Source organism: Phytobacter diazotrophicus, from assembly GCF_052061655.1.
Lineage (GTDB): Bacteria > Pseudomonadota > Gammaproteobacteria > Enterobacterales > Enterobacteriaceae > Phytobacter > Phytobacter diazotrophicus.
Genome location: NZ_CM125428.1, coordinates 1360700 through 1383395 on the forward strand (window position 1 = coordinate 1360700; position 22696 = coordinate 1383395).

Annotated in this window: 13 protein-coding genes and 4 pseudogenes; 14 read left to right on the forward strand and 3 right to left on the reverse strand. The window is 56.0% G+C overall.

Annotated elements, in window-relative coordinates; all coding sequences use genetic code 11:
• The first annotated feature begins 114 nt into the window (after window positions 1-114).
• From ACS0RQ_RS06710 to ACS0RQ_RS06760, 11 genes and pseudogenes are all read left to right on the forward strand, one after another.
• Window positions 115-5075: pseudogene (locus ACS0RQ_RS06710) on the forward strand (alpha-2-macroglobulin family protein).
• A 1-nt stretch (window position 5076) separates the two neighbouring features.
• A complete protein-coding gene (gene pbpC / locus ACS0RQ_RS06715; protein ID WP_271849590.1) occupies window positions 5077-7401 on the forward strand; it encodes a peptidoglycan glycosyltransferase PbpC in 2325 nt (774 codons plus the stop codon).
• 283 nt (window positions 7402-7684) lie between these two features.
• Window positions 7685-8116: a nucleoside-diphosphate kinase gene (gene ndk / locus ACS0RQ_RS06720; RefSeq protein WP_039079665.1), complete on the forward strand. Its 432-nt coding sequence runs from the start codon at window positions 7685-7687 to the stop codon at window positions 8114-8116.
• Window positions 8117-8333: 217 nt separating this feature from the next.
• The gene (gene rlmN / locus ACS0RQ_RS06725) at window positions 8334-9500 is read left to right on the forward strand and encodes a dual-specificity RNA methyltransferase RlmN (protein ID WP_039079666.1); all 1167 of its coding nucleotides are present in this window, start codon (window positions 8334-8336) and stop codon (window positions 9498-9500) included.
• A gap of 292 nt (window positions 9501-9792) precedes the next feature.
• Window positions 9793-10785, forward strand: coding sequence for a cytoskeleton protein RodZ (rodZ, locus tag ACS0RQ_RS06730; RefSeq protein WP_271849591.1), 993 nt, complete (start codon window positions 9793-9795; stop codon window positions 10783-10785).
• Window positions 10786-10811: 26 nt separating this feature from the next.
• A pseudogene (gene ispG / locus ACS0RQ_RS06735) lies at window positions 10812-11929 on the forward strand (flavodoxin-dependent (E)-4-hydroxy-3-methylbut-2-enyl-diphosphate synthase).
• A gap of 91 nt (window positions 11930-12020) precedes the next feature.
• Window positions 12021-13295, forward strand: a complete 1275-nt coding sequence (gene hisS, locus ACS0RQ_RS06740; RefSeq protein WP_039079790.1) for a histidine--tRNA ligase — start codon at window positions 12021-12023, stop codon at window positions 13293-13295.
• Between the two features lie 36 nt (window positions 13296-13331).
• A complete protein-coding gene (locus ACS0RQ_RS06745) occupies window positions 13332-13952 on the forward strand; it encodes a YfgM family protein (protein ID WP_271849592.1) in 621 nt (206 codons plus the stop codon).
• Between the two features lie 10 nt (window positions 13953-13962).
• Entirely contained in the window at window positions 13963-15138 is a 1176-nt protein-coding gene (bamB, locus tag ACS0RQ_RS06750; protein WP_499079271.1) for an outer membrane protein assembly factor BamB, read from the forward strand.
• Window positions 15139-15260: 122 nt separating this feature from the next.
• Window positions 15261-16741, forward strand: a pseudogene (der, locus tag ACS0RQ_RS06755) (ribosome biogenesis GTPase Der).
• Between the two features lie 33 nt (window positions 16742-16774).
• Window positions 16775-17017 (forward strand): zinc ribbon domain-containing protein, encoded by a 243-nt coding sequence (locus ACS0RQ_RS06760; RefSeq protein WP_499079272.1) that lies wholly within the window; start codon window positions 16775-16777, stop codon window positions 17015-17017.
• On the opposite strand, the gene ACS0RQ_RS06765 is transcribed toward ACS0RQ_RS06760, so the two are convergent.
• On the reverse strand, window positions 17014-17364 hold the full coding sequence (locus tag ACS0RQ_RS06765; RefSeq protein ID WP_039079673.1) for a protealysin inhibitor emfourin: 351 nt from the start codon (window positions 17362-17364) through the stop codon (window positions 17014-17016). The genes ACS0RQ_RS06760 and ACS0RQ_RS06765 overlap by 4 nt on opposite strands.
• Window positions 17364-18389 (reverse strand): M4 family metallopeptidase, encoded by a 1026-nt coding sequence (locus ACS0RQ_RS06770; protein WP_271849595.1) that lies wholly within the window; start codon window positions 18387-18389, stop codon window positions 17364-17366. The genes ACS0RQ_RS06765 and ACS0RQ_RS06770 overlap by 1 nt, the downstream gene beginning before the upstream one ends.
• Window positions 18390-18516: 127 nt before the next feature.
• On the opposite strand from ACS0RQ_RS06770, the gene ACS0RQ_RS06775 reads away from it, so the two are divergent.
• Entirely contained in the window at window positions 18517-19254 is a 738-nt protein-coding gene (locus ACS0RQ_RS06775) for an MFS transporter (RefSeq protein ID WP_499079273.1), read from the forward strand.
• Entirely contained in the window at window positions 19239-19649 is a 411-nt protein-coding gene (locus ACS0RQ_RS06780; RefSeq protein WP_499079274.1) for a hypothetical protein, read from the forward strand. The genes ACS0RQ_RS06775 and ACS0RQ_RS06780 overlap by 16 nt, the downstream gene beginning before the upstream one ends.
• A 1-nt stretch (window position 19650) precedes the next feature.
• On the opposite strand, the gene xseA is transcribed toward ACS0RQ_RS06780, so the two are convergent.
• Complete coding sequence (gene xseA, locus ACS0RQ_RS06785; protein ID WP_499079275.1) at window positions 19651-21033, reverse strand: exodeoxyribonuclease VII large subunit; 1383 nt, start codon at window positions 21031-21033, stop codon at window positions 19651-19653.
• Between the two features lie 159 nt (window positions 21034-21192).
• Between xseA and guaB the strand changes: the two are divergent.
• Window positions 21193-22660, forward strand: a pseudogene (gene guaB, locus ACS0RQ_RS06790) (IMP dehydrogenase).
• The last annotated feature ends 36 nt before the right edge of the window (window positions 22661-22696 follow it).

Sequence of the window (22696 nt, forward strand, 5' to 3'; positions counted from 1 at the left end):
GGCTAAACTCAGCGAAGCGCTTTCCAGATTCTGGGAGGCTGTTTGTAATCGGCAAAGTCACGCATAATACTTACGCTTAACGAATTAACAGGCTTTGTGGGCCAGGGATAAAGGATGAAACTGAAACGTTCGACGGCGATCGCTATCGTCTTCTTTAGTGCGTTCATATTGGCAGGTTGTGATAACAACGATAAACCTCAGGAAGCGCAGGCCGCCCCGGCAGCTGCTGCGCCAGCCGCGAGTCAAACGCCACCCGCGACAAAACCGGATGGCGAAAAACTCAAACAACTCGCGGCGAGCAGTGAAGGCAAGCCGTTAACGCTGGTAGATGCCTCAGAGGTCCAGCTTGAGGGCGCGGCCGCCCTGGTATTGACCTTTTCCGTTCCGCTCGACCCGGATCAGAACTTTGCCCAGACTGTCCACGTGGTGGATAAAAAGAATGGCAAAGTCGACGGGGCATGGGAACTCTCCACAAACCTGAAAGAACTTCGCCTGCGTCACCTGGAACCCAACCGCGAACTGTTGGTATCCGTTGACCGCGGGCTGGTGGCGCTTAATAAAGCCACGTTTGGTATTGATTACGAAAAGGCGATTACCACCCGTGATATTCAGCCTACCGTTGGCTTTGCCAGCCGTGGTTCTTTACTGCCCGGAAAAGTGGTGGAAGGGCTGCCGGTTATGGCGCTTAACGTCAATAATGTGGACGTTAACTTCTACCGCGTGAAGCCGGAATCGCTGGCGGCTTTCGTTAGCCAGTGGGAATACCGCAACGCGCTGACCAACTGGGAGTCGGACAATTTGCTGAAAATGGCCGATCTGGTTTACACCGGTCGGTTTGACCTCAATCCGGCACGTAACACCCGCGAAAAACTTCTGCTTCCGCTGGGAGAAATCAAGCCCCTACAGCAGGCCGGAGTCTATATCGCCGTTATGAACCAGGCGGGGCACTATAGCTATAGCAATGCGGCGACCCTTTTTACGCTGAGTAATATTGGCCTGTCCGCCCACCGTTACCATAATCGGTTAGATATTTTCACCCAGGGCCTCGAAAACGGTGCGGCGCAATCGGGCGTCGATGTTGTCCTGCTGAACGATAAAGGTCAGACGCTGGCGCAGGCGACCAGCGATGCACAGGGGCATGCCACGCTGACCACGGACAAAGAAGCGGCACTGATTCTGGCGCGTAAAGACGGCGAAACAACCCTGCTCGACTTGCAGCTTCCTGCCCTCGATCTGGCGGAATTTGCGATTGCCGGTGATCCGGGTTACAGCAAGCAATTCTTTATGTTTGGTCCGCGCGATCTCTACCGCCCCGGCGAAACCGTGATCGTAAATGCTCTGCTGCGTGACAGCGACGGTAAACCGCTCGCCGATCAGCCCGTGAAGCTTGAGGTGGTCAAACCGGATGGCCAGGTGATGCGTACCGTGGTAAGCCAGCCGACAAACGGTCTGTACCATTTTACCTACGCCCTGGATGCCAGCGCGCAGACCGGTACATGGTCAATTCGCGCCAATACCGGGGATAACCAACTGCGTAGCTGGTCTTTCCATGTAGAAGATTTTATGCCAGAACGCATGGCGCTGAATCTGAGCCCTCAACCGACACCGCTCAAGGCCGATGAGGATGTGGATTTCAACGTCGCTGGCTATTACCTGTACGGTGCGCCGGCCAACGGCAATACCCTGCAGGGCCAGCTCTATTTGCGCCCTTTACGCGAAGCGGTAAAAGCCCTGCCAGGTTTTCAGTTTGGCGACATTGCCGATGAAAATCTGACGCGTACCCTGGATGAAGTGCATCTGACACTGGATGAAAAAGGCCATGGCCAGGTTACAGCCCCCAGCCAGTGGCAGGAAACTCACTCACCGTTGCAGGTTATTTTGCAGGCAAGCCTGCTTGAATCGGGCGGTCGTCCGGTCACGCGTCGTGCTGAACAGGCTATCTGGCCTGCGCCTGTGCTGCCGGGTATCCGTCCGCAGTTTGCCTCGAAGGCGGTTTACGATTACCGCACCGATACCACCGTCAACCAGCCGATTGTTGATGAAAATGGTAATGCCGGTTTTGACATTGTCTATGCCGATGCGCAGGGCGTGAAAAAAGCGGTCTCTGGCCTGCAGGTACGATTGATTCGCGAACGTCGCGACTACTACTGGAACTGGTCGGAAAGCGAAGGCTGGCAGTCACAGTTTGATCAAAAAGATCTGGTAGAGAATGAGCAGACGTTGGATCTCGCCGCTGACGAAACCGGGAAAATTACCGTACCGGTAGAGTGGGGCTCATATCGCCTGGAAGTCAAAGCGCCTGATGAAAGCGTCAGTAGCGTCCGTTTCTGGGCCGGTTATAGCTGGCAGGATAACAGCGACGGCACCGGTGCCGCACGCCCTGACCGTGTCACGATGAAGCTGGACAAACCTGCCTATCAGCCGGGCGATACCATTAAGCTGCACATCACCGCACCTGCGGCAGGCAAAGGCTACGCCATGATTGAGTCCAGCGAAGGGCCGTTGTGGTGGCAGGAAATCGACGTGCCCGCGACAGGGCTGGATCTCTCTATTCCGGTGGATCAGAAATGGCGTCGCCATGACCTCTACCTGAGCACGCTGGTAGTGCGTCCGGGGGATAAGTCCAAATCGGCAACGCCGAAACGCGCCGTGGGCTTGCTCCATCTGCCGATGGGGGACGAAAACCGCCGCCTCTCCGTGGCCCTGGAAAGTCCGCAAAAAATGCGCCCGAACCAGCCGCTGACGGTCAAGGTGAAGGCCAGCCTGAAAAACGGCACCGTGCCAAAACAGGTCAACGTGCTGGTCTCCGCAGTGGATAGCGGGGTGCTGAATATCACGGATTATGTTACGCCAGACCCGTGGGAAGCCTTCTTTGGGCAAAAACGCTATGGCGCCGATATCTATGACATCTATGGTCAGGTGATTGAAGGGCAGGGGCGTCTTGCCGCGTTACGTTTTGGTGGTGATGGTGACGAGCTCAACCGTGGCGGCAAGCCACCGGTTAACCATGTCACCATCATTGCCCAACAGGCGCAGCCGGTTACGCTGGATGACAAGGGTGAAGGAACGGTTACGCTGCCTATTGGCGACTTTAACGGTGAACTGCGCGTGATGGCGCAGGCCTGGACTGCGGAAGACTTCGGTAACAGCGAAAGCAAAGTGATTGTCGCAGCACCGGTGATTACCGAGCTCAACACGCCTCGCTTCCTGGCCGGTGGCGATACCAGCCGCCTGACGCTCGATATTACTAACCTCACCGATAAGCCGCAGACGCTGAACATTGCACTGGCGGCAAAAGGCTTACTGGCTCTGGAAAGCGAGCAACCGAAGCCGGTGAACGTAGCGCCAGGGGCGCGGATGACACTCTTTATTCCGGTACGTGCGCTGGACGGTTATGGCGATGGCGAAGTGACGGCTGCCATTTCAGGCCTGACATTGCCGGGGGAAACCTTCGCGACGCAGACTAAATCGTGGAAGATCGGTGTGCGCCCGGCTTACCCGGCGCAGACCATCAGCAGCGATGTCATGCTCTATCCGCATGAGAGCTGGAATGCACCGGCTGAGCATACAAAACGTATTTCGCCAGTGGCCCTGCAGGGGCAGTTGTTGCTGAGCGGACGTCCTTCGCTCAACATCGCCCGTTACATTCAGGAGCTGAAAGCCTACCCGTACGGATGCCTTGAGCAGACGGCGAGCGGGCTGTTCCCGTCGTTGTATACCAATGCGGCTCAGCTTAAGTCGATGGGTATCAAGGGTGACAGCGATGAACAGCGCCGTGCGGCAGTGGAGATCGGTATCGCCCGCTTGCTGCAAATGCAGCGTGATGACGGTGGTTTCTCGTTATGGGATAAAAACGGGCCGGAAGAGTACTGGTTGTCCGCCTATGTGACTGACTTCCTGGTACGCGCCTCAGAGCAGGGTTACAGCGTGCCTGTGGAGGCGCTGAATAACGCCAATAGCCGTCTGCTGCGTTACTTGCAGGACCCGGCGGTGATGGCTGTGCGTTACAGCGACGATGTCCAGGCGACAAAATTTGCGGCGCAAAGCTATGCGGCGCTGGTGCTTGCACGTCAGCAGAAAGCCCCACTCGGCGCGCTGCGCGAACTGTGGCAGCGTCATGCGCAGGCGAAAGCGGGTCTGCCGCTGCTGCAACTGGGGGTGGCACTCAAGCTGATGGGCGATGCTCCGCGCAGTGAACAGGCACTGGCGCTGGCGTTAACGACACCGCGTGCGAAAGCGCAGCGCTGGATGGCGGATTACGGCAGCGAACTGCGTGATAATGCGCTGATGCTGTCGCTGCTGGAAGAAACTCACTGTTGCCGGATGCGCAGAACAAGTTGCTGACCACCTTGTCTGAACAGGCCTATGGCCAACGCTGGCTCTCCACGCAGGAAAGCAATGCGCTTTATCTGGCGGGGCGTCATTTGCAGAACTTGCCGGGGACATGGCAGGCACAGACCTCCCTGACCAGTGAAGAGCTGAAAGGCGACAAACCGCAAACCCGTGAACTCAACGCGGACCAGATGACGGCGCTGACGGTGACAAACACCGGTGAAAGCCCGATGTGGCTGCGTCTCGACAGTACAGGGTATCCGGAGTACACCCCGGCACCGGCCAGCAATGTCCTGAATATCGAACGTCAGATCCTTGGTACCGATGGGCAGACAAAATCACTGGCCTCGCTGAAAAGCGGCGAACTGGTGCTGGTCTGGCTTGAAGTCCGCGCCAGCCACAACGTGCCAGATGCGCTGGTAGTTGACCTTCTGCCAGCCGGACTGGAACTGGAAAACCAGAATCTGGCCAGCAGCAGCGCGAGCCTGCAGGATAGCGGCAGCGAAGTGCAGGAACTCCTTAACCGTATGCAGCAGGCAGATATTGCCCATATGGAATTCCGCGATGATCGCTTTGTCGCCGCCGTCTCCGTTAGCGAAGGGCAGCCAGTCACGCTGGTTTACCTTGCGCGTGCGGTAACGCCGGGAACCTATCAACTGCCGATGCCGCAGGTGGAGTCTATGTATGTGCCGCAGTGGCGGGCAACAGGGGCCGCAAGCGGTCCGTTGATCGTTCGCCCATAGCATGAATAAAGGGCGCACCTGGCGCTCCCGCGGGCTTTGGCTTGCGGGAGCGTTTCTTCTTATTCCGTTGGTTCTTTTTATCGCCGACAAACTCTGGCCGCTGCCTCTAAAAGAGGTCAACCCGGCGCGCGTCGTTGTGGCGGAGGATGGCACGCCGCTCTGGCGCTTCGCTGATGCCGAGGGGATCTGGCGCTATCCGGTGGCGATAGAAGATGTCTCTCCGCGTTATTTACAGGCGCTTATCGAATACGAGGACCGCTGGTTCTGGAAACACCCTGGCGTAAACCCGCTTTCGGTCGCCCGTGCTGCATGGCAGGATCTGCTGGCTGGCAGAGTTATTTCTGGCGGCAGTACGCTCACTATGCAGGTTGCGCGTCTGCTCGATCCCCATCCGCGTACCTTTGGCGGTAAAGTCCGCCAGCTATGGCGGGCGTTGCAACTCGAGTGGCATCTCTCCAAGCGCGACATTCTGACGCTCTATCTCAACCGTGCCCCGTTTGGCGGTACGTTGCAGGGCGTTGGGGCGGCAAGCTGGGTTTATCTGGGCAAATCCCCCGCGCAGCTCAGCTATGCAGAGGCGGCACTGCTCGCTGTCTTACCACAAGCACCGAGTCGCCTGCGCCCTGACCGCTGGTCGGAGCGTGCCCAGGCGGCGCGGGATAAAGTACTGGATCGCATGGTCTCGCAGGGCGTGTGGAGCCAAAAACAGGTTGCGGAGTCGCGTGAAGAGCCGGTCTGGCTGGCACCGCGTCAGATGCCGCAACTCGCGCCCCTTTTCTCCCGTTATATGTTAAGCAAAGACCCGGGTCTCAAAATTACCACCACACTTGATGCCAGCCTCCAGCGTCAGCTTGAAGACCTGGCCGCTGGCGTGAAATCTCGTCTGCCCCAGCGTAGCTCGCTGGCGATCATCGTTGTCGACCATACGGACATGAAAGTGCGGGGCTGGGTGGGGTCGGTGGACATTAATGACGATAGCCGTTTTGGCCATGTCGATATGGTCAGCGCCACCCGCTCCCCGGGATCGGTGTTAAAACCCTTCATTTATGGCCTGGCGATGGATGATGGTCTGATTCATCCCGCCTCATTACTACAGGATGTGCCACGGCGAACGGGGGACTATCGTCCCGGTAATTTTGACAGCGGTTTTCACGGGCCGGTCAGCATGAACGAGGCGCTGGTTCGCTCACTTAACCTTCCGGCGGTACAGGTTCTGGAGGCCTACGGGCCGAAGAAATTTGCCGCTACGCTGCGCAATGCCGGGTTGCCGCTTAAATTGCCGGAAGGCGCGGAGCCGAACCTGTCACTTATTCTGGGGGGGGCAGGCGCCCGTCTGGCGGATATCACCGCAGCGTATAGTGCCTTTGCGCGCCACGGCAAGGCCGGACAGTTACGCTTTCAGCCAGACGATCCGTTGATGGAAAGAACGCTGATGTCGCCGGGCGCGGCGTGGATTATTCGCCGCATTCTTGCCGGAGAAGCGCAGCCGTTACCGGACAGCGCGCTCCCGCAAGTGGTGCCGCTGGCCTGGAAAACCGGCACCAGCTACGGTTATCGTGACGCCTGGGCCATTGGGCTCAATAGTCGCTATGTGATTGGCATCTGGACGGGCAGGCCGGACGGCACGCCGGTTGCGGGCCAGTTTGGTTTCGCCAGCGCAGTGCCATTGCTCAATCAGGTGAACAATATGCTGCAGCCCCGTTCCGCGCTGGAGCTGGCGCGTTTACCGCAGGATCCGCGCCCGGAATCGGTCAGCCGCGATGTCATCTGCTGGCCTGGCGGGCAGAGCTTACCGGAAGGTGACAGCAATTGTCGCCGCCGTCTGGCGACCTGGCTTCTGGATAATAGTCAGCCACCCACGATGCTGATGGCGGAACAAGAAGGGGCGCGCGGCATTCGTTTCCCGGTGTGGGTTAACGCGCAGGGACAACGGGTCGCAGCAGATTGCCCCGATGCGCAACAACGCACAATCATCGTCTGGCCTTTGCCGCTGGAACCCTGGTTACCTGATGGCGAGCGCCGGGCGGCAAGATTACCTCCGCGCTCGAAAACCTGTCCTCCGCGTGATGAGAACGCACCGCCGCCGCTGTTGCTCTCGGGGATCCGCGATGGCGCAGTGATCAAACGGTTACCGGGGCGTTCGCAGGCAACATTGCCGCTACAGGCCACCGGTGGCGAAGGGCGACGCTGGTGGTTTTTAAACGGAGAGCCGCTGGACGGTCATGATCAACTATTAAGCCTTAACCTTGATAAAAGCGGTCAGTACCAGTTACTGGTGATGGATGACGCCGGGCAGGTCGCGGCGGTAGAGTTCGCGGTGCAATAACGCAACACATATACGCATCTTTTTTCACGCTGCCTTTGTGTTGGTTGCACGTGTACACCCCGGTGACTGATTTATGTAAGTACCGGGGATGCCTGCGCTTGCCGCCTTGATGTAACCTGAATAATGTGGTGAAGAGACGTTTTGGTGAATGGTGTTGCTGAAACTCGTCTTATTTTAAAAAAATGTTACCTTTATCCATAGGCAATGCCCGCGTTGCTCTTTATAATCCGCGCCAGGTCATACGTATGTATGTACGACAACAGAACAACTTACAGGGGTTAACATGGCTATTGAACGTACTTTTTCCATCATCAAGCCGAACGCGGTGGCAAAAAACGTTATTGGTAGTATTTTCGCGCGTTTTGAATCTGCTGGTTTCAAGATTGTTGGCACGAAAATGCTGCATCTGTCCGTTGAGCAGGCTCGTGGTTTCTACGCTGAGCACGAAGGCAAACCGTTCTTCGACGGCCTGGTTGAGTTCATGACCTCCGGCCCGATCGTGGTCTCCGTGCTGGAAAGCGAAAACGCGGTGCAGCGTCACCGTGACCTGCTGGGCGCTACCAACCCGGCTAACGCGCTGGCAGGTACTCTGCGCGCTGATTATGCTGACAGTTTCACCGAGAACGGCACCCACGGTTCCGATTCTCTGGAATCTGCGGCGCGCGAAATCGCCTATTTCTTCGGCGAAGGCGAAGTATGCCCACGCACTCGCTAATTTCCACGGCCTTACGCACCCTGTTGTGCGAAGCCCATCGGAAATTGTAAGCAGATTTACACTTTATTTTGCCAATGCCGCGCGCAGTCGTGGCATCTGCACAGCAGAATTTGTACAATGCAGCGCCCCGTGAATTGCAAAACGCATTCCCGGGGCGCTTCTTTTTTCAACCCTCCAGGGGCCATAACGTGTAATAACGAGGCCGGAATACACAACTATGTCTGAACAGATTGTCACGCCTGAGAACGTCGCACTGACGGTTCCCAATAAAGATGCAAAAATCAACCTGCTGGATCTGAATCGTCAGCAGATGCGCGAGTTTTTCAAAAACTTAGGCGAAAAACCCTTCCGCGCCGATCAGGTGATGAAGTGGATGTACCACTATTGCAGCGACGATTTTGATGAGATGACCGACATCAATAAAGTGCTGCGTAATAAGCTCAAAGAGGTCGCGGTAATCCGCGCTCCTGAAGTCGTGGAAGAGCAACGTTCCTCCGATGGCACCATCAAATGGGCGATTGCCGTAGGCGATCAGCGCGTTGAAACGGTATACATTCCGGAAGACGATCGCGCCACGCTGTGCGTTTCCTCACAGGTTGGCTGTGCGCTGGAGTGTAAATTCTGCTCCACGGCGCAACAGGGCTTCAACCGTAACCTGAAAGTGTCAGAAATTATTGGCCAGGTCTGGCGCGCGGCGAAAATTATCGGTGCGGTTAAAACGACCGGCGTACGTCCTATCACTAACGTGGTAATGATGGGCATGGGCGAACCGTTGCTGAACCTGACTAACGTAGTGCCGGCAATGGAAATCATGCTGGATGACTTTGGTTTCGGCTTGTCCAAACGTCGCGTTACGCTGTCGACTTCTGGCGTGGTTCCTGCGCTGGATAAGCTGGGTGACATGATTGATGTTGCGCTGGCGATTTCGCTGCATGCACCGAATGATACCATTCGTGACGAAATTGTACCGATCAACAAAAAGTACAATATTGCGACTTTCCTCGAATCGGTTCGCGGCTACATTTCGAAGTCCAATGCTAACCAGGGGCGCGTGACCATTGAATACGTCATGCTCGACCATGTGAACGATGGCACTGAGCATGCGCATGAGCTGGCGGCCTTGCTGAAAGACACGCCGTGCAAGATCAACCTGATTCCGTGGAACCCGTTCCCGGGCGCGCCGTATGGCCGCAGCTCGAACAGCCGTATCGACCGTTTCTGTAAGGTGCTGATGAGCTATGGCTTCACCACTATCGTGCGTAAAACACGCGGTGATGACATTGACGCGGCATGTGGTCAGCTGGCTGGTGACGTTATTGACCGTACGAAACGGACGATGCGTAAACGTATGCAGGGTGAGCCGATTTCGATTAAGGCGGTTTAGCGTTCTGGCGTCGCGGCAGGCTTCTGTGTCGCGACGCATAAATATGCTGATTTAATCGCCTGATTATAGTTGTGCAATCAATAATTACTGTGCGTTTCTCTCGACTTTAAGGCAGTATGTAGCGATGGAACAACAGCTTAGCAAAAGTACGAAAAGCTGTTCTGTTATGACCGGCCTGACAGTCTTATACTGTCGGTCTAAATTTAACTGACCCTGACATTTCGCGGCGCGCCCAGGCAATGCTTACTACGCGCCTGAATCTTAAATTTTCACGTACCAGCAGTTGTAGCGAATGAATACTGAAGCCACTCACGACCAAAACGAAGCACAAACCACGGGCGTTCGTCTGCGCAATGCCCGTGAACAACTCGGACTTAGCCAGCAGGCGGTAGCTGAGCGCCTCTGTCTCAAAGTTTCCACGGTACGCGATATTGAGGACGATAAGGCTCCTGCCGAATTGGCTTCAACATTCCTGCGTGGTTACATCCGCTCGTATGCGCGTTTGGTGCATATCCCGGAAGAAGAATTGCTGCCGATGATTGAGAAACAGGCCCCGATTCGGGCGGCGAAAGTCGCGCCGATGCAGACCTTTTCTCTGGGTAAACGTCGTAAAAAACGTGACGGCTGGTTAATGAGCTTTACCTGGCTGGTACTGTTTGTGGTTGTTGGCCTGACGGGCGCATGGTGGTGGCAAAACCACAAAGCGCAGCAGCAAGAGATCACCACAATGGCCGATCAGTCATCTGCAGAACTGAACGCCAGTGGTAGCAGCGAAGGGCAGAACGTTCCGCTGAATAACGATGCAGTCAGCACTCCGACAGAAACCCCAAATACTACGGCTGCGACTACGCCAGTTGAGCCAACGGCGCCGACAACAGCAGCGCCTGCAACAGCCGCGCATTCCAACGCCGTTGTCTCGCCTTCTCAGGCACCTGTTACTCAGTCCCCTGCCGCTCAGCCATCGGCTAGCGCGAATAACGCGCCACTGCCGACTGACCAGGCGGGTATCGCCTCCCCGGACGCCGCACATGCGCTGGTCATGAACTTCAACGCCGACTGCTGGTTAGAAGTGAGCGATGCAAGCGGTAAAAAATTATTCAGCGGCATCCAGCGTAAAGACGCGACGCTGAATTTGACCGGCCAGGCGCCTTACAAGCTCAAAATCGGTGCACCTGCTGCGGTACAGATTCAATATCAGGGTAAACCTGTCGATCTGAGCCGCTTTATCAGAACTAACCAGGTTGCACGCCTGACCCTCAATGCCGAACAATCAGCAGTACAGTAACAGACGGGCAACGCGGGAGATTTTTCATGCATAACCAGGCTCCGATTCAACGTCGGAAATCGAAACGGATTTACGTTGGTAATGTGCCGATTGGCGATGGCGCCCCCATCGCCGTGCAGTCAATGACAAACACCCGCACCACAGACGTGGACGCGACGGTTGCGCAGATTAAAGCGCTTGAGCGCGTTGGCGCTGACATAGTTCGTGTTTCCGTTCCTACCATGGACGCGGCAGAAGCCTTCAAACTGATTAAGCAACAGGTGAGTGTACCGCTGGTCGCGGATATTCACTTTGACTACCGCATTGCGCTGAAAGTCGCGGAATACGGCGTCGATTGTCTGCGTATCAACCCAGGCAATATCGGTAATGAAGAACGTATTCGCATGGTTGTTGATTGTGCGCGCGACAAAAATATCCCTATCCGTATTGGCGTTAACGCCGGATCGCTGGAAAAGGATCTGCAGGAAAAATATGGTGAGCCCACGCCTCAGGCGCTGCTGGAATCCGCCATGCGCCATGTCGATCACCTCGACAGACTCAATTTCGATCAATTCAAAGTCAGCGTGAAAGCCTCCGATGTATTCCTGGCGGTGGAGTCATACCGTCTGCTGGCAAAACAGATCGATCAACCGTTACACCTTGGGATCACCGAAGCGGGTGGGGCGCGCAGTGGCGCGGTCAAGTCAGCGATCGGCCTGGGCTTACTGCTGTCGGAAGGGATCGGCGATACGCTGCGTGTCTCGCTGGCGGCGGATCCGGTTGAAGAGATCAAAGTTGGCTTCGATATCCTGAAATCACTGCGCATCCGTTCGCGTGGCATCAACTTTATCGCCTGTCCTACCTGCTCACGTCAGGAGTTTGACGTGATCGGCACCGTAAATGCCCTTGAACAGCGCCTGGAAGATATCATCACGCCGATGGATGTTTCGATCATCGGTTGCGTGGTGAACGGTCCTGGCGAAGCGCTGGTTTCTACGCTTGGCGTGACCGGTGGCAACAAGAAAAGCGGCCTTTACGAAGATGGCGTACGCAAGGACAGACTGGATAACGACGATATGATTACCCAGCTTGAAGCCCGCATCCGTGCGAAAGCATCAATCCTGATGAAGCTAATCGTATTGCTGTGCAACAGGTAGAAAAATAACGTGATGGGAAGCGGCTGGCTTCCCGTGATGATGAACCCGCAAGGCGCAAGCCCTGAGGGTTCATTTTTTGTATTCAAAAAGAGAATAAACGTGGCAAAGAATATTCAAGCCATTCGCGGCATGAACGATTATCTGCCTGGCGAAACCGCCATCTGGCAGCGCATTGAAGGCACACTCAAAAACGTGCTCGGCAGCTACGGTTACAATGAAATCCGTTTGCCGATTGTAGAGCAGACCCCGTTATTCAAACGCGCGATCGGTGAAGTTACCGACGTGGTTGAAAAAGAGATGTACACCTTTGACGATCGCAACGGCGATAGCCTGACGCTGCGTCCAGAAGGTACAGCGGGCTGTGTACGCGCCGGCATCGAGCATGGTCTTCTGTACAATCAGGAACAGCGCCTGTGGTATGTCGGTCCGATGTTCCGCTATGAGCGCCCGCAAAAAGGTCGCTACCGCCAGTTCCATCAGTTGGGTGTCGAAGTGTTTGGTCTGCAGGGCCCGGACATTGATGCCGAACTGATTATGCTTACTGCGCGCTGGTGGCGTGCGCTGGGTATCTTCGATCACGTTAGCCTCGAACTGAACTCTATTGGCTCGCTGGAAGCACGTGCGAACTATCGCGATGCGCTGGTGGCGTTTCTTGAGCAGCATAAAGAGCAACTGGACGAAGATTGCAAACGCCGTATGTACAGCAACCCGCTGCGCGTACTGGATTCCAAAAACCCAGACATTCAGGCGCTTCTGAACGCGGCGCCAGCCCTTGGCGATTATCTGGATGAAGAGTCTCGCGAACACTTCGCGGGCCTGTGCAAACTGCTGGAAGCTGCGGGTATTGCCTACACGGTCAACCAGCGTCTGGTGCGCGGTCTTGATTATTACAACCGCACCGTTTTCGAGTGGGTGACCACCAGCCTGGGTTCCCAGGGAACGGTCTGCGCAGGTGGCCGTTACGATGGTCTGGTCGAGCAGCTTGGCGGGCGCGCAACGCCGGCGGTTGGCTTCGCGATGGGCCTTGAGCGACTTGTTTTGTTGGTTCAGGCAGTTAATCCGGAATTTAAAGCAGAATCCGTTGTCGATATATACCTGGTAGCGTCAGGCGAAAACGTACAGTCCGCTGCAATGCAACTGGCTGAACAGGTACGCGATGCGTTACCTGACGTTAAGCTCATGACGAACCACGGCGGCGGTAATTTCAAAAAGCAATTTGCCCGTGCCGATAAGTGGGGCGCTAAGCTCGCACTGGTGCTGGGTGAGTCTGAAATCGCTGACGGTAACGTTGTAGTGAAGGATTTACGCTCTGGTGAGCAAAATACGGTAACGCAGGACAGCGTTGCGGCGCATTTGCGCACACTACTGGGCTAATCTCCCCGGTGAATTATCGTTAAGGAGAAGGACTGCGTGGAAATTTACGAGAACGACAACGAACAGGTAGACGCGCTCAAACGCTTTTTTGCTGAGAACGGCAAAGCGCTGGCTGTTGGTGTCATTTTAGGTATTGGTGCGTTAGTTGGCTGGCGCTACTGGACAAGTCACCAAACCGAAACAGCGAGATCTGCTTCACAAGGCTATGAAAACGCCATTACCGCGATTCGTGCTGATAAACCTGAAACGCTGACAGCGGCGGAGAAATTCGCGGCTGAGAATAAGAATACCTATGGCGCGCTGGCATCACTGGAGCTGGCACAGCAGTATGTTCAACGCGATGAGCTGGAAAAGGCTTCCGCGCAACTGCAACAAGGTCTTGCCGCCACCAGCGATGAAAACCTTAAGGGTATGATTAACATTCGTCTCGCCCGTATCCAGGTGCAGCTCAAGCAGCAAGATGCTGCGCTGAAAACGCTTGATAACGTGAAAGGCGACGGCTGGGCGGCCATTGTTGCCGACCTGCGTGGCGAAGCGCTGCTCAGCAAAGGCGACAAACAAGGTGCACGCACCGCCTGGGAAAATGGCGTTAAAAACAACGCATCCCCGGCGCTGAGTGAAATGATGCAGATGAAAATCAACAATTTGTCCATCTAAGAGGGACCCGATGCAATTGCGTAAATTACTTCTGCCTGGACTGCTGTCCGTCACCTTACTGAGCGGTTGTTCCCTGTTTAACAGCGAAGAAGACGTTGTCAAAATGTCCCCTCTGCCGACGGTGACTAACCAGTTTAACCCGTCTACCGCGTGGAGTACTTCCGTGGGTAGCGGTATTGGCGATTTTCACTCTAATTTGCATCCGGCGCTGGATAGTGGCGTGGTCTACGCTGCTGACCGTCGCGGTACGGTAAAAGCGGTTAGTGCGAGCGACGGCAAAGAAGTCTGGTCCGTTAACCTGGCAGAAAAATCTGGCTGGTTCTCCAGCAGCCCGGCGCTGTTGTCCGGTGGTGTGACCGTCGCAGGCGGCCATGTCTACGTGGGCAGCGAAGCGAAGGTCTATGCGCTGAATACGAACGACGGTTCCCAGGCATGGAAAACCAACGTTGCCGGTGAAGCGTTATCCCGCCCTGTTGTCAGCGACGGCCTGGTGCTGATTCATACCAGTAACGGCCAGTTGCAGGCGCTTAATGAGAGCGACGGTGCGGTGAAATGGACGGTTAACCTTGATATGCCGTCGCTGTCCCTGCGTGGCGAATCCGCACCGGCTACCGCCTACGGCGCAGCCATTGTGGGCGGCGACAACGGTCGCGTAAGCGCCGTGTTGATGCAGCAGGGCCAGATGATTTGGCAGCAGCGTATTTCTCAGGCAACGGGTCCGACTGAAATCGACCGTCTGAGCGATGTCGATACAACGCCGGTGATTGTAAACGGCGTGGTTTATGCGCTGGCTTACAACGGTAACCTGACGGCGCTGGATTTGCGTAGCGGCCAGATCATGTGGAAACGTGAACTGGGTTCAGTGAGCAATTTCATTGTCGATGGTAACCGCATCTACATGATTGACCAGAATGACCGCGTTCTGGCGCTGACCACCGACGGTGGTGTGACGCTGTGGACACAAAGCGATCTCCTGCACCGTAACCTTACCGCTCCGGCGTTGTATAATGGTTACATCGTGACCGGTGACAGCGAAGGCTATATGCACTGGATTAACGTCGAAGACGGGCGTTTTGTCGCGCAGCAGAAAGTGGACGGCTCCGGTTTCCTGACCGATCCTGTTGCTGCGGAAGGCAAACTGCTTATCCAGGCTAAAGACGGTACGCTGTACGCCATCACGCGTTAATCGCGCGAAGGTGGTCGTTCGTGAGAAGACGGCTCCTGTTGCAGGGGCCGTTTTACTGTTTTTAAAACGTCGCCAGCGTTGCGACGTTTTGATTTTGAATTCTTAGTAATGAGGCTTTAAACATGATACCTGTGGTCGCGCTGGTCGGGCGCCCTAACGTTGGAAAATCCACGCTTTTTAACCGTTTAACACGCACCCGTGATGCGCTGGTAGCGGATTTTCCGGGGCTGACCCGTGACCGTAAGTACGGTTGTGCTGAAGTCGAAGGTCGTGAATTTATCTGTATCGATACGGGCGGTATTGATGGTACGGAAGACGGCGTAGAAACCCGTATGGCGGAGCAGTCGCTGCTGGCGATTGAAGAAGCCGATGTGGTGCTGTTTATGGTGGATGCGCGCGCCGGGCTGATGCCGGCTGACGAAGCCATTGCCAAACACCTGCGTTCGCGAGAAAAACCGACATTCCTCGTCGCGAACAAAACGGACGGTCTGGACCCGGATCAGGCGGTTGTCGACTTCTACGCGCTTGGCCTGGGTGAGATTCACCCGATTGCCGCCTCGCATGGCCGTGGTGTTGTCAGCCTGCTGGAACACGTTCTGCTGCCGTGGATGGATGAAATCGATTCCGCCGGAAGAGCTGGATGAAGACGCTGCCTACTGGGCGCAGTTCGACGACGGTAAAGATGAAGACGGCGAAGAAGAACCGGAAGACGACTTCAACCCGCAGGACCTGCCTATCAAGCTGGCGATTGTCGGGCGTCCTAATGTCGGTAAGTCCACACTGACTAACCGTATCCTCGGGGAAGAGCGTGTTGTGGTTTATGACATGCCGGGCACCACGCGTGACAGTATTTATATCCCGATGGAGCGTGATGGACGCGAGTACGTTCTGATCGACACCGCGGGCGTGCGTAAACGCGGCAAAATCACCGATGCGGTGGAAAAATTCTCGGTAATCAAAACGCTGCAGGCGATTGAAGACGCTAACGTCGTGATGCTGGTTATTGATGCCCGTGAAGGTATCTCTGACCAGCGACCTCTCACTGCTTGGCTTCATCCTCAATAGTGGGCGCTCACTGGTTATCGTGGTCAACAAATGGGATGGCCTCAGCCAGGAAGTGAAAGAGCAGGTCAAAGAGACACTGGACTTCCGTCTGGGCTTTATCGACTTTGCTCGCGTACACTTCATCTCCGCACTGCATGGCAGCGGCGTAGGTAACCTGTTTGAATCCGTGCGTGAAGCCTATGACAGCTCGACCCGTCGCCAGAGCACCGCGATGCTGACCCGTATCATGAATATGGCGTCTGAAGATCACCAGCCGCCGTTGGTTCGTGGTCGTCGCGTGAAGCTGAAATACGCGCATGCCGGTGGTTATAACCCGCCGATTGTGGTGATTCACGGCAACCAGGTAAAAGACCTGCCGGACTCCTACAAGCGTTATCTGATGAACTACTTCCGTAAATCGCTGGATGTGATGGGCACACCTATCCGTATTCAGTTTAAGGAAGGGGAAAACCCGTATGCAGATAAACGCAATACGCTGACGCCAAACCAGATGCGTAAACGTAAGCGCTTGATTAAGCATATCAAGAAAAGTAAGTAAGGTCGGAAATACCGGTGGCATTATCGCCACCGGTTGACATTCTGGGAGGATATTTATGGATTTAAATGCCCAACCTGCCACAACCCGCTGGAATTGATTGGCACGCATGGTCACTGTCATGGCTGTGATAAAGATTACGCACTCAGTGCGCTATGTCCGGAGTGCCAGCAGCCGCTGGACGTGCTCAAAGCCTGCGGAGCGGTTGACTATTTCTGCCAGCAGGGCCACGGCCTGATCTCCAAAAAGCGGGTGGTCTTCGCCCTGCAGGACGCTTAATCACAGACGCCGCTTTCGCCCTTTTTCCACAAATCCACCAGCGAGGGCGGCGCCTCCTGTTCCGGCACCAGCAAGATGATATCGGTATAGTGCGCCTGGTTGTGGTGGGTCCAGATTATCTGAATGCGAAAATAACGCTGGTCGCCGCGCCCCGGAGAGTCCGTCTGCCCCGGCGGAAAGCCACGAGGCAGCGCTTGCTGTAACACATCAATCACCCGCGCTCGCTGCTCTGGTGTGAGAGCGGAAAGGGCGATCCTGCGCAGGCCGCTCAACTGTGGGATAAACGCCACCCCCCCTTCGCGGGCAAGCTCAATGACCGCGTCTTCAGTGAGCTCGGGAATATTCATCACAGTACCCCTGTCTCAATCCAGGCCTGTTTAATGGCTTCCGCGGTCTCTTTTCCCGACCGTTTTTCGCCGTGGGCGACGGTCAGACGGGCGAACGCCGCAAAATCCGCGTTCTGCGCCAGCGCCCGATCGCAGACGGTGTCATACCATGCGTAGCCTGCTTTCTCCCAGGCGTGGCCGCCGAGCGCGGTGGCGGCGAGATAGAACGCACGGTTAGGGATGCCGGAGTTAAGATGCACGCCGCCGTTATCTTCGCGGGTTTTTATAAAGTCCTTCATATGCGCGGGCTGAGGGTCTTTGCCGAGCAGCGGGTCGTCATAGGCGGTGCCAGGTTCTGCCATGGAACGCAACCCCTTACCGTTGATGCCTGCGGCCAACAGCCCTTCGCCAATAAGCCAGTCCGCTTCTTGTGCGGTCTGTTTATGCAGATATTGTTTCACCAGCGAGCCGAAGACATCGGATAACGATTCATTAAGCGCCCCGGACTGTTCGAAATAAATCAGCCCGGCTTCGGTCTCCGTTACGCCATGGCTAAGTTCGTGGGCGACAATATCCGGCGCGATAGTGAAACGGTTAAAGATCTCGCCGTCACCATCGCCAAATACCATCTGCTGACCGTTCCAGAACGCATTCTGGTAATCACGTCCATAGTGAACGGTACCGATAAGCGTCAGGCCCTTATTATCCAGTGAATCGCGATGAAAAATTTTCCAGAAAAAATCGTGCGTCACACCCAGATATTCCCATGCTTCATCCACGGCGATATCGCCATTTGATGACTGCCCCTCAAAGCGCACCTGCGTGCCAGGCAACTCCTGAGTCTGTTTCGCATCGTAAATGTCCCGCTGCAACTGGCCCGCTTTCGCGACATGCGGCGCGGCAGGTTTACCCGGCATATGCGCCATGAGCGTCTGGACATGGGTTAGGGTCTGGCGGGCGCACTTTTGCTGTACGTCGGAGCCGTTATCAATAATGCGGCGCAGGATGTAGGGCGGGATAACACTGTGAAGTCGTGTCGCTGTCATGCTGCTCTCCTGATTGTTGGCAAGGCTGACTACAAGTTTATGTGACATTCGGCTTTTTTACCCCTTACGCGGCAAAACTGTCGGTTTCGACCATCATTAACTGCTCAATCAAAAAAGAGGGTCGGGTGTGGCTAAAACGATTTCACCGCTTGCGTTAACCGGATTTTTGCTCATCGCCGTGACGTATGGCATGGCGCGTTTTGCCTGGGGGCTGATGCTACCATCGGTAGGGCAGGATATTGCGCTGAGCCCACGGTCGGCCGGTGTTATCGCCGCCTGTAGCTATATCGCCTACTGTTTTTCATCGCTCTGGGCTGCCCCGGTAACCGGGCGTTACGGCGCCCGTACCACTGCGATCGTTTCGGCACTCTGCGCTGCGTTTGGGCTACTGATCCTGGCGTTGTCTTCGGGTGTACTACACCTTGCGCTGGGGCTGTTTATCGCCGGTCTGAGTTCGGGGCTGGCATCGCCGTCACTGGCTGCGGCGGTCAGCCAGGCTGTGGCAGAGCGTCGGCAGTCTACCACTAACACTTTTATCAATGCCGGTACTGGCGGCGGCATTATCCTTTCCGTACCGGTACTGCTTTTTATCCCCTTTGGGTGGCGTGGAGCCTGCGTAGCTTTCGCGGTGCTTGCTCTGCTTTGCCTGCTACCGGTGATGCGCGATTCACCCGCCGTCCGGGCGCCGGGGGCTAAAAAGGAGCAATCCTGGCGGCAGGTCTTACAGTGCCAGGCACTGCGGCGGCTGGCGCTGATTGCGTTTATCTGTGGGATAGCGAGCGCGGCGTGGTGGAACTTTGGGCCCGATATTCTGCAAAAACATCTGCACCTTGAAAAGAGACCACCAGCATGTTGTGGCTGGTGAGCGGCGGGGCGGGAATTGCTGGCGTCTTTACTGGCGCGCTGGCCGCCCGGACAGGCTGGAACCCGGTTTACTGGCTGTCGCTGCTTTTTATGGCCGCGCCGCTGGTGCTACTGGCGGTAAGTCATGGTTATAGCGGGTGGCTGATTCCGGCGGCGGCCCTCTGTGGCGTGGGTTATATCACGCTTTCCGGCGTGCTGCTGGTCTGCGGTGCGTCCGCAACGGCAAATGCTCCCGCCGCCGGGGTGGGCATCGTCTTTTTTATGCTGGCGGTGGGGCAGGTGGCGGGGGCGATAATTTTTGGGCAACTCTATGCATTACTGGGGGCGGCCTGGTCGCTTTTCATTTTTGCCGGACTGGCGCTTTTTGTTATGTTGCTGACCCCGACGAAGCCGTGAATTAGCCTGCGTTGCGGGGTTTAGACGCCCGCGTTTTTTTTACGGGCTGGACGCTTTTCACTTCACTTTCTACCCAGCCATCGGCGAGACGGGTAGTAAGCGTATCGCCCGTTTTGACCTGTTTCGCCTGTTTCAGCACCTTGCCATCGGCGGCCGTGGTGACGCTATACCCGCGTGCCAGCGTCGATAACGGGCTGACCGCCTCCAGGTGCGTCACCGCCTTGCCGAAACGCTCTCGCGTCACGCTTAACTGTGCGCGCAGGCTTTCCGCCAGCCGGTATTCCAGTTGCTGAATACGCGTCTGCGCACGCCAGATCCGCGGCTGCGGGTTTTGCTGATTCAAACGCTGGGCGACGCGGCGTTGTCGCTGGCTAGCCTGTTTAAGCTGGCTATCCAGGGCGACACGCATCCGCTGGCGGAGTTTTTCCAGCACGGTTTGCTGACGGGCGAGGCGCAACTGCGGATGCTGCTGTTGCAGCCTGTGATTAAGTTGGGTAAAACGCCGGGTACGGTTAGCAATGAAAAAGTCCATCGCCATCTCAAGACGTTGTTGAGCAGACTGGATCTGGCGCAGCAGTTCCGTCTGGTTGCGACTGACGATTTCCGCGGCGGCAGAGGGGGTAGGGGCGCGTAAATCCGCCACAAAATCTGCAATGGTCACATCGGTTTCGTGGCCGACGGCGCTGACCACCGGAATGCGGCTGGCAAAAATGGCGCGCGCCACGCGTTCGTCGTTAAAGCTCCATAAATCTTCCAGCGAGCCACCGCCACGGCCAACAATCAGCACATCACATTCCTGACGTGCGTTCGCCAGTTCAATGGCGCGCACAATCTGCCCCGGCGCATCGTCACCTTGTACCGCCGTGGGGTAAATGACCACCGGCAGAGAAGGATCGCGTCGCCTCAGGACGTGAAGAATGTCATGCAGCGCAGCGCCGGTTTTCGAGGTGATAACGCCAATACAGTGGGCCGGTGTGGGGAGCGGTTGTTTGAACTGCTGATCGAAAAGCCCTTCTGCTGACAGCGCCGCTTTCAGTTGCTCATATTTCTGCTGCAGCAACCCTTCACCGGCGGGCTGCATGCTTTCAACGATTATCTGGTAATCGCCGCGCGGGTCATAGAGCGTGACGGAGGCGCGAACCAGTACCTGTTGGCCATGCTGCGGGCGGAACGTTACGCGACGGTTGCTGTTACGGAACATCGCACCGCGAACCTGCGCCGTGTCGTCTTTAAGCGTGAAATACCAGTGACCAGAGGCAGGCTGTGTGAAATTGGAGATTTCACCCGTTATCCAGACCTTGCCGATTTCGCGTTCCAGCAGGCTACGTACTGTTTGATTCAGGCGAGTAACGGTAAAAATTGCGGGGCTTTGAAGAGATGACATGTGAGCTAGATCAAATTCTAAATCAGCAGGTTATTCAGTCGATAGTAACCCGCTCAGAGATGAGTGCAAGTATTTTTCGCAAAAAAATGTGGAAGCAATCGGTTACGCTCTGTATAATGCCACGGCAATATTTAACCACCCAGGTCAGAGATATTGCCCATGCTACGTATCGCTAAAGAAGCCCTGACGTTTGACGACGTCCTCCTCGTTCCCGCTCACTCCACCGTTCTGCCGAATACTGCCGATTTGAGCACTCAGCTCACTAAGACCATTCGTCTGAATATTCCGATGCTCTCCGCAGCAATGGACACCGTTACGGAAGCGCGCCTGGCAATTGCCCTGGCACAGGAAGGCGGCATTGGCTTTATTCATAAAAACATGTCCATCGAACGCCAGGCTGAAGAAGTTCGCCGTGTTAAAAAACACGAGTCCGGCGTGGTTAAAGACCCTCAGACCGTTTTGCCAACCACTACCCTGCGCGAAAGTGAAAGAACTGACCGAGCGTAACGGTTTTGCCGGTTACCCGGTGGTTGCCGAAGACAATTCACTGGTGGGGATCATTACCGGTCGTGACGTTCGCTTTGTCACCGACCTGAACCAGCCTGTTAGCGTATACATGACGCCGAAAGAGCGTCTGGTCACCGTTCGCGAAGGCGAAGCGCGTGAAGTTGTATTCGCGAAAATGCACGAAAAACGCGTAGAGAAAGCGCTGGTTGTCGACGATAAATTCCGTCTGCTCGGCATGATCACCGTGAAAGACTTCCAGAAAGCGGAACGTAAACCGAACGCCTGTAAGGACGAGCAAGGCCGTCTGCGTGTCGGTGCGGCGGTTGGCGCAGGTGCGGGCAACGAAGAGCGTGTTGATGCGCTGGTTGCGGCGGGCGTCGACGTTCTGCTGATTGACTCCTCTCATGGCCATTCCGAAGGCGTTCTGCAGCGTATTCGTGAAACCCGTGCCAAATACCCCGATTGCAAATCATTGGCGGTAACGTAGCGACGGGCGCAGGCGCACGTGCGCTGGCGGAAGCCGGTTGCAGCGCAGTGAAAGTCGGTATCGGCCCTGGCTCTATCCTGTACCACCCGTATCGTGACCGGCGTGGGTGTTCCGCAGATTACGGCTGTATCCGACGCGGTTGAAGCGCTGGAAGGCACTGGTATTCCGGTTATCGCTGACGGTGGTATCCGCTTCTCTGGCGACATCGCCAAAGCGATTGCCGCTGGCGCGGCAGCGGTGATGGTGGGCTCAATGCTGGCAGGCACCGAAGAATCCCCGGGCGAAATCGAACTCTACCAGGGCCGCTCTTACAAATCTTACCGCGGGATGGGTTCTCTGGGCGCGATGTCCAAAGGCTCCTCTGACCGTTACTTCCAGACGGATAATGCCGCTGACAAACTGGTGCCGGAAGGTATCGAAGGTCGCGTGGCGTATAAAGGTCGCCTGAAAGAGATCATTCACCAGCAAATGGGCGGCCTGCGTTCCTGTATGGGTCTGACCGGCTGTGGTACCATCGACCTGCTGCGCACTAAAGCGGAATTCGTGCGTATCAGCGGTGCGGGCATCCAGGAAAGCCACGTCCATGATGTGACCATCACCAAGGAATCCCCGAACTACCGTATGGGCTCCTGATATTTTCCACGCCCGGCTAAATGCCGGGCGATTTTG

Bases quoted from the DNA above. Each gene is read 5' to 3' on its own strand.
- pbpC (WP_271849590.1), top strand. From the start codon at position 5,077: ATGAATAAAGGGCGCACCTGGCGCTCCCGCGGGCTTTGGCTTGCGGGA.
- ndk (WP_039079665.1), top strand. From the start codon at position 7,685: ATGGCTATTGAACGTACTTTTTCCATCATCAAGCCGAACGCGGTGGCA.
- rlmN (WP_039079666.1), top strand. From the start codon at position 8,334: ATGTCTGAACAGATTGTCACGCCTGAGAACGTCGCACTGACGGTTCCC.
- rodZ (WP_271849591.1), top strand. From the start codon at position 9,793: ATGAATACTGAAGCCACTCACGACCAAAACGAAGCACAAACCACGGGC.
- bamB (WP_499079271.1), top strand. From the start codon at position 13,963: ATGCAATTGCGTAAATTACTTCTGCCTGGACTGCTGTCCGTCACCTTA.
- ACS0RQ_RS06765 (WP_039079673.1), bottom strand. From the start codon at position 17,364: ATGAATATTCCCGAGCTCACTGAAGACGCGGTCATTGAGCTTGCCCGC.
- ACS0RQ_RS06770 (WP_271849595.1), bottom strand. From the start codon at position 18,389: ATGACAGCGACACGACTTCACAGTGTTATCCCGCCCTACATCCTGCGC.
- ACS0RQ_RS06780 (WP_499079274.1), top strand. From the start codon at position 19,239: ATGTTGTGGCTGGTGAGCGGCGGGGCGGGAATTGCTGGCGTCTTTACT.
- xseA (WP_499079275.1), bottom strand. From the start codon at position 21,033: ATGTCATCTCTTCAAAGCCCCGCAATTTTTACCGTTACTCGCCTGAAT.